Below are 12567 nucleotides of genomic sequence, written 5' to 3' on the forward strand. Positions count from 1 at the left end.
AGTCAGTTGGGCAGCGGGGCCGGCCGTGCTTCGTTGCCTGCTGGCTCAACTATGAGGAATGAGGCAGCAGCGGTGAGAATTCCAGCCGTCAAGGCCGGCCACCCGAGTGCCGCCACCAGATCCCCCACCGATGTATAGGTATACGTTGACGGGCCTCCCGTCAGGACGAGGACCACGACGAAGGCGGTCAGCGCCGAAAAGATGCCAAGAGCGAAGAAAAAGGCGAGAGCCGACTTCCGACCGGGCAACGCATGAAGACAGAGACGAAGCGCCCCATAGGCCGGTACTCCGACAACCAGCCCCAGCCCGGCACCCGGCACGAGGAAGAACAGACTAAACGCCGCACCCTCCAACACCTCGAAGAAGCTTGCGGGAGGCGAACTGAATACATACATCCCCAGTGCGGATACGGCACCGACACCTGTCGTCAACAACACGAATCGTCCGAACGAACCCCATTTGCCGAGAACCATCCTGCACACCCTTTCTGCACCTGTGATCTAGCTTGTCAATTTTCATCAGCACCAGCAGCCCCACATCCAGCAACTCCACTTCCAGCGGGCCGCGGAGAATCCGCCTCTCGCAGCGAATCTGGCATGGGCCGGAGCACGAGCGGAGCGCAAACAGCGGCGAACACACCCGCCGAAAGTGCGATCCCGGGTAGGCCCATCAGATCTCCTGCACCACGGATGACGAAGAATGATGCGATTTCACCGACGTCGCCTCCAGCCACTATGACCACCACAACGACTTCCACCATCACCGAGGCGACGGCAAGCAGGAAGAAGAAGAGCACAGTTCCTGCCCGCGAGGTCATCCAGCGCACGAATAGCCGCACCACCCAATAGGAGGGGAATCCCATGACGAGGCCGAGCCCCGCGCCGATGGCAGCGATCAATGAAAAGGTTGTCACGTCGTCGCCACTCCGGTCCCACCCGCCGATTGCGAGGGTGAACAGAGACCACGTCAGACTGGTGGCCAAACCGATACCGGTCGTGAGCATAACGAACCGAGCGAACGTCCCCCATCTGCCGAAGATCATCTGGCGCCCCTTTCTACGATTGCAACCTACCGTGTCAGCCATTGCTGAGGATTTCAGGAATCGCCCCGGAGGCGAGACTGATGATCTCAGGGGTCGGCTCGGCGGTGGATGAACCGTCGACTCAAGGACACCTCTGCGCCACTCCCCGCTTGCCACGTGCCGATACCCTGTTCACACAGCGCGAGTCCTTGAGAGTAGACTCGCACGGCGCGGTAGGCACACAGACAGTGCGAGCGGACAGATTCGCTTTGCCTTCCGACCGCGCCGGTGCACACAGGCGGTTGAGGGAAAGCAGGAATCTCGGTGACAGACGAGGACAAGGGCCATTACACAACTGCCGATGGCACACCGATCAACCGGAATGTAGTCCTCGCGGTTCTCGTCTCCGGGGCCTTCGTCATCATCCTCAACCAGACCCTGCTCAACACTGCACTGCCTGCGTTCATGCAGTCATTCGACATCACGGCCAGCGCCGCGCAGTGGGTGACGACGAGCTTCATGCTCGTCAATGGCATCATGATTCCGATCACGGCCTTCCTGATCCAGAAATTCACCACCCGAGGGCTCTTCCTCACCGCGATGCTGCTGTTCATCGTCGGCACTTTGGTCTGCGCGTTGGCACCGACCTATCCCGTCCTTCTTCTCGGACGCGTCATCCAGGCGTCGAGCGGTGGCATCATCATGCCGCTGATGCAGACCATCCTCTTCGCCATCTTCCCGGTGGAGAAGCGCGGCACGGCAATGGGCACCTTCGGTCTCGTCATCGCCTTCGCCCCGGCTATCGGGCCAAGCCTTTCGGGTTGGATCGTCGACCACCTCCCCTGGGAGGTTCTCTTCTATATGATGCTGCCGATTGCGATCATCGACATCATCGTCGCCTACTTCATCCTCAAGAACGTCACCGAGCGCACGTATCCCAAGCTGGATGTCGCCTCGATCATCCTCTCAACGTTCGGCTTCGGCGGACTGCTCTTCGGCTTCGGAACTGCCGGAGACGCGGGATGGCTGAGCCTCGAAGTCATCATCCCCCTCGCCATCGGCGTGATCGCCTTGGCCATCTTCATTCCACGCCAGCTCAAGTTGGACCAGCCGATGCTCGAGTTCCGGGTGCTGCGCTACCGCATGTTCACTCTCAACACCGCCCTGGGCATGTGCGTGTTCATCGTCATGATCGGCGGCATGATGATCCTGCCGCTCTACATGCAGAACATGAACGACTTCACCGCCATGGAATCAGGCCTGGTCCTTCTGCCGGGTGCAGCGGTGATGGGGCTGATGTCGCCGGTCACCGGACACATCTTCGACGCCATCGGTGCCAAGTGGCTGGCCGTCGCTGGGTTCACACTGCTCACCGTCACCACGTTCATGTTCGCCGACCTCTCGGCCGACACCTCGTTCACCTACCTCGCCGTGGTCAACACGATTCGCATGTTCGGGGTGGCCATGGTGATGATGCCGGTGACGACGGCCGCACTCAATCAGCTGCCGCAGAGCCTCATCCCACACGGGACGGCACTGAACAACACCTTCCGCCAGATCGCGGCCTCGGTGGGTACCGCAGTCCTGGTCACCATCATGGTCTCCACGACGCGCGATCCCGAAGTCTACGGAGTCGAGGGGCTGGTTCACGGCGCCGACGTCGCGTTCTTCGTTGCCGCGGTCGTCGGCATCTTCGGCATCGTCGGTTCCTTCTTCATCAAGAACTCGCACGGGCAGAATACGCCGGGCTGATTACTTGTAGAAGCCTTCGCGAAGGTCGATGCCGTATTCGATCCAGGCCTTCAGCGCGGCCAGCATGCCGGTCCAGCCCATGCAGTTTCCGAAAGCGCCCTCGGCTCCCCCGACGGTTGTCTTCCACGACTGCTCGGTCACGGTCACAAGCGTCCGGGTCCCATCGTCGACGGGCGAGAACTCAAAGGTCGTCGTCGTGTTCTCGGCTGTGGCGTGCTCAGTTCCGGCCCACGCGACGACGATCTTCTCATCCTGAACCGAATCGATGACCTCGACCGGGAACCGGCCCGGGAAATCCGCGAAGTCCCACGTCACCTCGGCGCCGGGTGCCAGTCGTCCGTGCGCACCTCCCGTGGTGAAGTACTTCGAGAGCTGCTTGGGCTCGGCCACGGCTTCAAAGGTCTCATGTGGAGACTTCGAAATGTAGCCCATGACCGTGAAGGACAACTCGTCCAGTGGCGCATTCTTCGTGCTCTGTTCATCGCTCATGTGGCATTCCTACCACCTGCGGGGGACGAAAGGAACAGACCCTGCGCTCACCGTGAGCGTCGCAGAGCACGCAATATCAAGGAGAGGACACCAGTGAGCAGCAGCAATGCGGCACAGACGAGGAACGTCGCAGAGTCGCCGAGGTAGGTGAAGCCGAGCCCGCCGAGAACTCCGGCGATGGCCAAACCGATATCGAAATTCATGTTCCAAGCAACGCTGGCCTTCGCGGGTGTGCTGACATTGGAAAACGCCATCACCAAGCTCGCTGACTGCAGAGTGCCCAATCCCAGTCCGATGATCATCATGGCCAGGAAGAGCATGCCGCCGGACACGATGACGGTGACGACCAGTCCGATGATCGCCAGGGCCAAACCCAGAAGATTGAGGGCGAATGGGGAGAAACGGTCAGCGATGGCCCCGGCCGCGAACCGTCCGACCACGGCCGACATCTGCATCGCACCGATGTACAGGGCGGCACCAGCGACATCTTCGCCCGGCCCGAACCCGATGATGACGCCGAAGACGATCATGCCGATGAGAAACGGGGAGAGCATGATGACTAAATACAGGACCTCGCCGAGGCTGCGCCCGCCTCGGCGCTGTGTCTGGCGTGGAGGTGTTCCCTCCGTTCGCCCTCGGTCCTCCGTGCGGCCGTGGACTGTGGCCCCGGAGTCACCATCGGACAGCTTCTCTGCTTTGGGTTCACGACCCGGCAGATACTTGATGACAGTCGGTACGGCGAGAAGAAGTGAGAGACACACAATCACCCGGAAGGTCCATACGGGAACCGCTCCGACCAGCCATAGTCCGAGTGGAGCTCCGATCGCCGCGGCCAAGGAGGTGATGCCGCCGAAGAATCCCAAGGCCTTGCCGATGCGGCCCGGCGTTGTCGTGGACGGCACGGCGGCATTGGCCAAGACGACGAAGAGCCCGAAGCCCACTCCCCCGCACAGCCCCGCCAACACCAGACCAAGCAGCGGCGCAGGCACCGTCAGCCCGAGGATCTGGCCCAACAGCTGCAGCCCGAGAGCGAAGAACAAAGCGCCTTTGAGTCCCATAGCCCGCCCCACCCACGGGGCGAAAGGCTGAGCTGCGATGACACCGATCATCATCGTCGTCAGCACCGTACCACCGGTGACTGTGGAGAGCCCGTCGACGGCAGCGATCGAGACCATCGTCGAATAGCTGAAGAAGAAGGCCGAGAATCCGAACATGGCCGTCCACACCAGCCCCAACAGGGCCGGCGTGAACGTCGAAGCAGCAGACCGGTCAGAACTCATGCTGTGACCATACGGCACGCGGCACCGGGGGCCGAAGTCCGGTCCTCTCGGGCGTCGCAGTCTTGTCGGTGCCGTTGGTGCTGTTGGTGCTGTTGGTGCTGTCAGTCAGACGGCTGGGATCTTTCGATCTCAGCATCAAGCTCGACGCCGAAGATGAGGGCAAGGTTCACCATCCAGAGCCAGACGAATCCGACGATCACACCTCCGATGGCACCGTAGGTGGCGTTGTAGTTGTCGAAATTGTTGATATAGATGACGAAACCCACGGATACGAGGGCCAGCGCGATGAGCGCGATCAGTGCTCCCAGGCTCGACCAGCGGAACCGCGACTTCGTCACGTTCGGGGTCGCATAGTAGAGGATGGCGATCACGAGCATGACGAAGACGATCACCACCGGCCACCTGGCGATACTCCAGATCATCACCGCCACAGGCCCCAGATCGACGAGCTTGCCGATATATTCAGCTATGGGGCCCGAAACCACCAGCAGCAGTCCCAGTCCGACCATCAGCAGCAGCAATCCCAGGGTGATGAGCAGAATCGTCGGCTTGAGCTTCCACAGTGGCCGGCTCTCCTGAACCGAGTAGGCCTTGTTCGCTGCTCGGCCGAAGGCACCGACGTATTTCGAGGAAGACCAGATCGCCACGATAAGGCTGACGACGAGGGTGAAACCTGCCGCCGGTGTCGACACCAGGTCGGTGACGATCGGACGGATCGCCTCGGCGACCTCAGACGACAGATCCGAGACCAGGGCCAGGACTGCCTCGGTGGTGGACTTCGCCTCACCCAGCACACCAAGCACCGATACAAGAGCGAGGGCCGCGGGCGCGATCGACAGGAGTGCGTAGAACGCCAGTCCCGCTGCCAGGTCAAGGCCTTCGTCGTTGACCACGTGACGGATCGTGTTGGTGAGAATGTGCCGCTTGCCTCGCTCCGGCGTCCGCAGGCGGTGACTCAGTGCCCGATCGCGCCTGGCAGAGGCACCGGCTGGGGCCGACGACCCGTCTTCAGCTGCGAATGACTCGGCGCGAGTGGGGATATTCTCTGCCATGACAATCTCCTGGATTCTCGAATCACCCATTGGGGATCTGCTGCTGGGAAACGGTGCTAGGAACTGCTGCTGGGGAACTCTGCTGGGGACAGTGCGATACGAAGACATCGTAACTGCTCGGAGTCACTGCCCGGCGCTGCCACAACACCACGCGAGACTCACATTCAATCCCGGCGAGAGGTGATCCGACGGTTGCACTCTGAGGCCATGGTCTCAACGATGGAAGCCATGCTCATCGCCGGGGTGCTGGGCGACGCTGCGGCCTCAAGTATTCATCTTCAAGTCAGGCCTCCTCTGTACAATCACGACATGACCTCCTCTCACGAAAACAATTCCAGCGGCGTCATCGACACGGCATTCGTGTTGCGATTCGAGCCTCAGTACACGGTCACGGACACCGAAGCAGAGATCTTTGATTCCATCGGGCCCAAGGTCGTCAAACGTGAGTCATACAAACACAAGCAATTCCTCAAAGTTGCCGAGTGGAAGGCTATCGCGGCGCAGGCGACATTCGAAAACATCAACTCCGATGACATCGAGTATGTGACCGCTGTGGCCCTCGACGAGGACACACCCAATCACCTGCGACTGCCGTTCCTCAAAGTACTTCCCGGGGTCGGCGGGCCACTGGCCAGCACCCTGCTGACAGTGTTCAACCCGAAAAAGTACTCCATCATGGATTCTCGCGCCACCGGTGTCCTCCACGAGTACAACCTGCTCGACTCGGCCAACCCGAACCAGACGGACTACCAGTCCTATCGGAAACTCGTGAAATCACTGGCGAAGGGCGCCAATTGCGCACCACTCGATCTGTATCGGGCTCTCATCGCCTATTCACGCCAGCCAAATACCTGACATGAAAGAGGGAGCGGGTGGGCAATCTCAGGTGAGGCGGTTGGGCGTTGATGCCCGTCTATCCCAAGGCGCATCGCACCGTCGGCGTGCCTGCTTTTCAGCCCGTCTGACTTTCAACGTGCCCGTTTTTCCGCTCCCCATTTCTTCAGCGGTGTTGCCGATCAGCGGGCATGTTCCATTCGGCCAAGTGCCATAGTCGTGAGACAGCGCGGTAGATCAGATAGAGCACCAGAAGCGGCCAGACTGGGACGAAGAATCCCATGCGCGCAGCGTCTCTGCGATCACGCCATGATCGCCCGTAATCGGCTTTCGACAACAGCAAGATGATGATGAACATGGCGATCCCTGCATAGGCGATCAGGGAAATTGCAATGATCTGAATCATGAGCGCTCCCAGCGGCCGCGCCGCAGGGCACTTCCGCTTGCCCTCACCAGTCAGTCTCTTCCATCAGTGCGCACAGTTCCATATCCATCCCCCAAGATGCTGTTCTGACGTTCCAGTTCTTCCGGTGCTTGAGGATGGCCTGGCTGCACACCGACACCCTCAGCGATGGTGGTCGTCTCCAACCCCGGTGAATCCCCACTGAAGTACCACTCCACACACGTGCGAATGCGTCTCAGGCGTGGGGCGACACATATCGTTGTGTCGTAGCTCAGAAGGTTCGTCAGATCACAATCGGTACTCACTGTACCTGGAAGTTACGCGAATGTAACCCCCAGAGAATCTCCCGTCTCGGAGTTCGATCAAGGGTGGATTTATAGCAGGCACCCCTGCTAAAGTTGAAATTTTTACAATCGCCTGTGGGGTGCCCGTCGAGCCACCCTGCGGGCTGTCGACCGTCAGTCCAACCCATTACGCCGAGGTCACACTCAGAGCGCCGAAATCGACTTGAGCCGTTCCTGCCAATGGCCGATCTCAGACGTAAGTTGAGCAGGGTCGAGGCTGTTGCGGTACGTGATCAGCTCTGACTCCTGGCTGGGTGACATCACACCCGCTTCACTCAGACGATCCAAGGGTGTGGCCGGTTCGTCATAGATCCGTTTGCGCTGGCCTGAAGAGTCCTTGACCCAGGTGACCGGCTTCCGCGTCGGCGTGAAGAAGTTCAATCGATCATCGACAGCTCTCCACAGATGGTTGAGCGCGATCCGTGCTTCTTCCGAATCGTAACGATCAACAAGTCCGTATTCGTGGACCAGGTGTTGATACTTCGATGCCTCCGGCAAGCAGTCACGCCGATGGTCCTTGAAAACGGGACTGTAATGGATGTCCAGCACCCTCGCCCAGGAACCGACCGCCTCATGCACTTGAGGACCGGTGTGGGACTGAGCTTGCTCGCGCTTGTCGTCATTGCAGCAGCAACAGCCGTCGTGAAGCAGAAGCCACGGAAGTTGAATCCCGATGACGGACAGTAAGGACAGCCAAGGCAAGACTCTGCCCGAACAGATGATCCGAGCTATGACTTCATGGCGCTGCTGGTCCTCCTGCTTGCCGCAGTGCTGCTGGCCTTTGCCGCCGTCGGAAAAATCTCGACAAGCGGTCTGACTACGATCCTCATGGCAGCCACCGTCGTCGGATCCACACTGCTGCAGTCACCTGGTCATGTCGATCCTCCGCCCTACAAGGACGTCGGGGTATTCGATATCGTGCTCAGCTTCCTCACGGCAGGGTTGGCCCTCGGGCATGGAGTCCACCTGTTCATCATGGAACTGGCATTCCAGCGCCGAGGCGTCTGATCGTCACCCCATGAGAACACCACGTTCGTTCACTCAGTGAGCAGACCGTGCTTTGCAAGTGCCGGTATGACCTGCAGCCGCGTCAGTGGAGCAAACTGTCTAGAATCAGTGTCTGCAGGCAGAGGCGCATACGGGAACCACGCAGCCTCAGAGATCTCGGCCTGATGATTGATGCGATCCACGTTGAGTTCGGCGGGCAGCCCGTCATAGCGGAACACGTCCCCGATCACCTGGTGGTCTGCTTCGTTAGCTGCATCTGCAGCGAAGGTTCCCAATGGGGACAGACGATTGGTCTCGAGGCTGAGCCCGAGCTCTTCGCTGATCTCCCGGACGATCGTCTCTTCGGCGGTCTCCCCAGCTTCGGGCTTACCACCGGGAAGCATGAACGACGTCGTGCCCTCCTTGCGCACCATGAGCAAAAGCGGTTCAAACGGGTGCAGCAGGGCGAGTGCACTGACTCGAATATCGTTCATTTCAGCCTCTCATCGGCGTGGTCATTGCGCGCAGACGGTGAACTCGGTCCGTCATCACGGCAGTCGTCGGAAGGGTCAGTCGTGCCAGACTCCGGACGCACCTCGGCGATGGGATCCGAGGACGTGCGTGTCAACCATACCGACCGCCTCCATGAGCGCGTACATGGTGGTCGGCCCAACGAACCGAAACCCCTTCTTCTTCAACACCTTCGACAGTGCCGTCGACTCAGGCCCTGTTGTGGGCGCCTCACTCAGCGTGCGAGGTCGAGGCGTATCTTCGGGCTGGAAGCTCCAGATGAAGTCGACCAAACCGCCCTCGTCACGCAGGGCCAATGTTGCTCGGGCATTGCCGATACAGGCTTCGATCTTTCCTCGGTGCCGGATGATTCCCGGATCATCGAGCAGCGATTCGATCTCGGGCTCGCCGAACTCAGCGACCGCCTCGGCGTCGAACTGTTTGAACTTCACGAAAACGCTCGCGTTTCTTCAGGATCGTCAACCATGACAGACCCGCCTGGAAGCCTTCGAGGCTCAGGCGTTCGAACATCCCGGATTCGTCGCGAACAGGCATACCCCATTCGGTGTCGTAGTAGCTGAGAAGCAGTGGATCGCCATAGGCCCACGGGGTCCGCGCGATCCCGTCCTCACCCACCACCGCACCATCGCCATCGGGGCTTTCGCCTACTTTGGTCTCGGTCATCTGTGCTGCTCCCCTGCTCCGGTCGTCCACATGGTCACAGTACCTCGGCGGGCTGACATGGCATGACCGTGTCGATGTGTACCCTGATCTCATGAGGCCAGTTGATGAAGTGAAATCAGTCCTGATGATCGGGTTCGGGGCGATCGGTCGTCATGTTGCCGCGCTGCTGCACCCCGAGATCTCGAGTGGTCGGCTGAGACTCACCGCCTTAGTCCGGGACCTCGACAAACATGCTGGTCACCGGAATCTGGGGGCCGAGCTGGTCCAGGCTGAGGGACCGCAGGACCCGAACTGGGCCCAGCTCATGGCCGGGTCCGTCATCGATGTCGTAGTCGAATGCGCTGGGGTTTCAGCCGCCAAGAGCTACGGCCCCGCAGCCACAGCCGCTGGCATTCCACTTGTCCTCACCAGCGTCGGGGCTCTCGCCGATCGTCCGACCCGACGAGCGCTCCTTGACCGGCCCGGAGACCTCCACGTGACGAACGGGGCTATCGGCGGGCTTGACGTCCTCGAAGCTGCCGCTCAGGCACACGCCCTTGACTCTGTGTCCATCACGACTGCGAAGGCACCCGGTGGCCTCGTGCAACCGTGGATGGACGCCGAGGAGGTCCGTCGCCTGAATCAGCTGAGCGCTGCCGATGAACCACTGACGATTTTCACTGGGACCCCGGCCGAAGCCATCGTGAAGTTCCCCGCCAACGTCAACATCACGGTGGCGTTGGCATGGGCGACTCGGGGGCTCGGAGTCGACGCGGCAGCAGATGACGAACTCATGGAGACAGCTCTCGAACGCACTCGAGTCGAGATCCGGGCTGACCTGAGCCAAGAGGATTCCCACCATCACATCACGGCCGCAGGATCAGCGGGAGTCTTTGAGTTCTCAATCTCATCGACGCCAAGTCCTGAGAATCCTGCCACCAGCGGCCTCACTGCACTGTCAGTCACGCGAACTTTGCGGACATGTCTGGCAGGTCTCAAACGCAACTGAGTCCGGTGCCTGCCCTATGTGGGGCAAGCGCCGGACTCAGCAAATCGGATATCTGGCTCAGAGAACCCTTCGGCATGGACTGGCCTCAGCCGTGAGGTACCAGGCCTCAGACTTGAGGTGCCGGGCCTCAGTCTCCAGGTGCCGTCAGTCAGTCGTCGGGGTTGGCGATGTTCTCCTGCAGCTGCAGGAACTCAAGGTGACGACTGTACTTGTCGAGGACATCATCGATGAGCTGCTCCTTGGTGTAGCCCATGACGTCGTAGCCCTGCCCGGCACCGCCGTCGAGGTAAACCTCCATGCGGAAGTAGTCCTCCGTTCCACGCGGCACACGTCCGCCGAACGAAGGCACGTTCACCTTGTGCGGCCAGACCTGATAACGGAAGGGGAACTGTCCCTCCCCGTCGACTTCGAGTTGGATGAGCTCCCCGTCTTCGACGGATTGCCCCTCTGCGTCCACTCGACCGCAGTGTGCCGACACGCCTTTCTCAACCAACTCCGCCGCGACTTCGTTCAAAGTGGGCACCAGGACATCGGTTTCGAAGTCTCGCGCTTTACTGCCGCTGGGGAAGGACAGAACTCGCGCCAACTGACGCTGCCAGGTTTCGTGTCCGGTATCTGTGTGGGAGCGCCGCGCCAGCGACGCCGGCAGGCTCTGATCGATGCTGTCGACTCGATGTGCTTCGACGCGCAGTGCCTTGTAGAGCCCGATCATCACGAGAATAACGACAAAGGCGAACGGCAGCCCCATGATGATCGTGGCACTCTGCAACGCCCCAATCCCACCGACGATGAGCATGGCTACGGTCAATGCACCGGTGAGCGCTGCCCAGAAGATACGAAGACCTGGTCGACCATCGTCCTGGGGTGTCGGCAGACGAGAGGACAAGTTTGCCATCACCAGAGCCGCGGAGTCAGCTGTCGTCACGTAGAACAGCAGCGCGGTGAGTGTGGCCAAGGCAGCAATCACGAAGAATCCCGGATAGTTCGACAGCAGGTCGTAGAATCCACCTTCGGGGCTGAGCATTGTCGCTTCGCCGAATTTCTTGTCTCCGCTGCGAATGAGGTCGAGTGCGGAGTTTCCATAGATCGAGATCCACATGAAGATGTAGATGAACGGGATCGTCAGGGTCCCGAGCACGAACTGACGGATTGTGCGTCCACGAGAGATGCGGGCAAGGAAGAGACCGACAAATGAGGCGAAAGCGATCCACCACGCCCAGAAGAACAGGGTCCAGTCAGTCATCCATGTGCCGGTGTCTTCAAAGGCGAAGGTCTGACCAGCCATATTGGGGAAGAGCCTGACGAAGTCGGTCACATTGAGGACCATGGCGTTGAGGAGGAACTCCGTCTTGCCGACGATGAGAACCCACAGGCTCAATGCGATCGCAAGGAAGACGTTGAGCATCGACAGGAACTTGATCCCTTTGTCGACACCGGATACCGCGGACAATGTCGCCACGACGACTCCGATGACGACAATGCCGATCTGCGAGACCTCATTGACCGGCAGTCCGAAGACAGTGTTGAGACCAACATTGACCATGACTACGCCGATGCCCAAGGAGGTGGCGACGCCGAAGACCGTACCCACCAATGCGGCGAAGTCCACACCATCGCCGAGAGTTCCTTGCACCCGCTTTCCGAAGATAGGAGCAAGCGCTGACCGGATCGCCAGAGGCATATTCATCCGGTAGGCGAAATACGCCAGGGCCATGCCCATCAGTGCATACAGCCCCCAACCACTGATTCCGTAGTGGAACAGCGTCCACGCGGTAGCTTCGCGGGCCGCGTCCACTGTCTCTGGCTGCGTACTGGGCGGATCAAGATACATGGTGACCGGTTCAGCCACGGCAAAGAACATGAGGTCGGTGCTGATTCCGGCGGCGAAGAGCATGGAAGCCCAAGCAAGGAGACCGAATTCCGGCTTCGAATGTTCGGGACCAAGTTTCGTGTTCCCGTACTTCGAGGCGGCCAGGTAGATAACGAAAACCAGGACGGCGGCGACAAGTAGGACGTAGAACCATCCGAACCAGGTCGAGATCCACCCCACGACACTGCCGAGAACCTCTTGGGCATTAGTGGGCGCGAAGAATGCCCACATCGTAACGGCTAATGTCACGATTGCTGCAGATATGAATACTGGTTTGTTCAACTGCGGGAGGACCTTCTTCACTCCCTTCTCCGGCTTATCTGTGGTTTTGTCTATTGCGGCTGACATCTGCT

General features: G+C 60.0%; 13 protein-coding genes and 1 pseudogene. 4 read left to right on the forward strand and 10 right to left on the reverse strand.

Annotation, left to right across the window (positions count from 1 at the left end; all coding sequences use genetic code 11):
- Positions 1 to 2: 2 nt before the first annotated feature.
- Together CXR25_RS15225 and CXR25_RS15230 are read right to left on the reverse strand one after the other, a co-directional pair.
- Entirely contained in the window at positions 3 to 473 is a 471-nt protein-coding gene (locus tag CXR25_RS15225; protein WP_096167683.1) for a hypothetical protein, read from the reverse strand.
- 35 nt (positions 474 to 508) lie between these two features.
- Positions 509 to 1084 (reverse strand): hypothetical protein, encoded by a 576-nt coding sequence (locus CXR25_RS15230; protein ID WP_114384482.1) that lies wholly within the window; start codon positions 1082 to 1084, stop codon positions 509 to 511.
- 261 nt (positions 1085 to 1345) lie between these two features.
- Between CXR25_RS15230 and CXR25_RS15235 the strand changes: the two genes are divergently transcribed.
- Positions 1346 to 2773: an MDR family MFS transporter gene (locus CXR25_RS15235; protein ID WP_096167680.1), complete on the forward strand. Its 1428-nt coding sequence runs from the start codon at positions 1346 to 1348 to the stop codon at positions 2771 to 2773.
- Here CXR25_RS15235 and CXR25_RS15240 read toward each other — a convergent pair whose 3' ends face one another.
- The 3 genes from CXR25_RS15240 to CXR25_RS15250 all read right to left on the reverse strand — a co-directional run bounded on the left by CXR25_RS15240 (position 2774) and on the right by CXR25_RS15250 (position 5594).
- Positions 2774 to 3262, reverse strand: coding sequence for an SRPBCC domain-containing protein (locus CXR25_RS15240; RefSeq protein ID WP_096146376.1), 489 nt, complete (start codon positions 3260 to 3262; stop codon positions 2774 to 2776).
- Positions 3263 to 3309: 47 nt separating this feature from the next.
- Positions 3310 to 4542 carry an MFS transporter gene (locus CXR25_RS15245; RefSeq protein WP_096146375.1) on the reverse strand — a complete coding sequence of 411 codons (1233 nt, stop codon included), beginning with the start codon at positions 4540 to 4542 and terminating at the stop codon, positions 3310 to 3312.
- Between the two features lie 101 nt (positions 4543 to 4643).
- Positions 4644 to 5594, reverse strand: a complete 951-nt coding sequence (locus CXR25_RS15250) for a YihY/virulence factor BrkB family protein (RefSeq protein ID WP_096146374.1) — start codon at positions 5592 to 5594, stop codon at positions 4644 to 4646.
- Positions 5595 to 5903: 309 nt separating this feature from the next.
- Between CXR25_RS15250 and CXR25_RS15255 the strand changes: the two genes are divergently transcribed.
- On the forward strand, positions 5904 to 6449 hold the full coding sequence (locus tag CXR25_RS15255) for a hypothetical protein (RefSeq protein ID WP_164513843.1): 546 nt from the start codon (positions 5904 to 5906) through the stop codon (positions 6447 to 6449).
- Between the two features lie 145 nt (positions 6450 to 6594).
- Here the strand turns inward: CXR25_RS15255 and CXR25_RS15260 are convergent, their stop codons facing one another.
- A complete protein-coding gene (locus CXR25_RS15260; protein WP_096146373.1) occupies positions 6595 to 6834 on the reverse strand; it encodes a hypothetical protein in 240 nt (79 codons plus the stop codon).
- Positions 6835 to 7319: 485 nt separating this feature from the next.
- Positions 7320 to 7877: a hypothetical protein gene (locus CXR25_RS15265; protein WP_125240778.1), complete on the reverse strand. Its 558-nt coding sequence runs from the start codon at positions 7875 to 7877 to the stop codon at positions 7320 to 7322.
- A gap of 36 nt (positions 7878 to 7913) precedes the next feature.
- On the opposite strand from CXR25_RS15265, the gene CXR25_RS15270 reads away from it, so the two are divergent.
- A complete protein-coding gene (locus tag CXR25_RS15270; RefSeq protein ID WP_096167678.1) occupies positions 7914 to 8183 on the forward strand; it encodes a hypothetical protein in 270 nt (89 codons plus the stop codon).
- A 29-nt stretch (positions 8184 to 8212) separates the two neighbouring features.
- On the opposite strand, the gene CXR25_RS15275 is transcribed toward CXR25_RS15270, so the two are convergent.
- A complete protein-coding gene (locus CXR25_RS15275; protein ID WP_114384481.1) occupies positions 8213 to 8656 on the reverse strand; it encodes an NUDIX hydrolase in 444 nt (147 codons plus the stop codon).
- Between the two features lie 75 nt (positions 8657 to 8731).
- Positions 8732 to 9356, reverse strand: a pseudogene (locus CXR25_RS15280) (DNA-3-methyladenine glycosylase I).
- A gap of 91 nt (positions 9357 to 9447) precedes the next feature.
- On the opposite strand from CXR25_RS15280, the gene CXR25_RS15285 reads away from it, so the two are divergent.
- Positions 9448 to 10344: an aspartate dehydrogenase domain-containing protein gene (locus tag CXR25_RS15285; protein WP_096146426.1), complete on the forward strand. Its 897-nt coding sequence runs from the start codon at positions 9448 to 9450 to the stop codon at positions 10342 to 10344.
- A 148-nt stretch (positions 10345 to 10492) separates the two neighbouring features.
- On the opposite strand, the gene betT is transcribed toward CXR25_RS15285, so the two are convergent.
- Complete coding sequence (gene betT, locus CXR25_RS15290; RefSeq protein WP_096146369.1) at positions 10493 to 12562, reverse strand: choline BCCT transporter BetT; 2070 nt, start codon at positions 12560 to 12562, stop codon at positions 10493 to 10495.
- Positions 12563 to 12567 lie beyond the last annotated feature (5 nt).

This window comes from Brevibacterium aurantiacum (assembly GCF_003932995.1).
Lineage (GTDB): Bacteria > Actinomycetota > Actinomycetes > Actinomycetales > Brevibacteriaceae > Brevibacterium > Brevibacterium aurantiacum.

What these genes read in the sequence shown, in the direction of transcription:
- CXR25_RS15250 (WP_096146374.1), bottom strand. Translation starts at nt 5,594, where the DNA reads ATGGCAGAGAATATCCCCACTCGCGCCGAGTCATTCGCAGCTGAAGAC.
- CXR25_RS15285 (WP_096146426.1), top strand. Translation starts at nt 9,448, where the DNA reads ATGAGGCCAGTTGATGAAGTGAAATCAGTCCTGATGATCGGGTTCGGG.
- CXR25_RS15275 (WP_114384481.1), bottom strand. Translation starts at nt 8,656, where the DNA reads ATGAACGATATTCGAGTCAGTGCACTCGCCCTGCTGCACCCGTTTGAA.
- betT (WP_096146369.1), bottom strand. Translation starts at nt 12,562, where the DNA reads ATGTCAGCCGCAATAGACAAAACCACAGATAAGCCGGAGAAGGGAGTG.
- CXR25_RS15245 (WP_096146375.1), bottom strand. Translation starts at nt 4,542, where the DNA reads ATGAGTTCTGACCGGTCTGCTGCTTCGACGTTCACGCCGGCCCTGTTG.
- CXR25_RS15225 (WP_096167683.1), bottom strand. Translation starts at nt 473, where the DNA reads ATGGTTCTCGGCAAATGGGGTTCGTTCGGACGATTCGTGTTGTTGACG.
- CXR25_RS15270 (WP_096167678.1), top strand. Translation starts at nt 7,914, where the DNA reads ATGGCGCTGCTGGTCCTCCTGCTTGCCGCAGTGCTGCTGGCCTTTGCC.
- CXR25_RS15230 (WP_114384482.1), bottom strand. Translation starts at nt 1,084, where the DNA reads ATGGCTGACACGGTAGGTTGCAATCGTAGAAAGGGGCGCCAGATGATC.
- CXR25_RS15240 (WP_096146376.1), bottom strand. Translation starts at nt 3,262, where the DNA reads ATGAGCGATGAACAGAGCACGAAGAATGCGCCACTGGACGAGTTGTCC.
- CXR25_RS15255 (WP_164513843.1), top strand. Translation starts at nt 5,904, where the DNA reads ATGACCTCCTCTCACGAAAACAATTCCAGCGGCGTCATCGACACGGCA.
- CXR25_RS15260 (WP_096146373.1), bottom strand. Translation starts at nt 6,834, where the DNA reads ATGATTCAGATCATTGCAATTTCCCTGATCGCCTATGCAGGGATCGCC.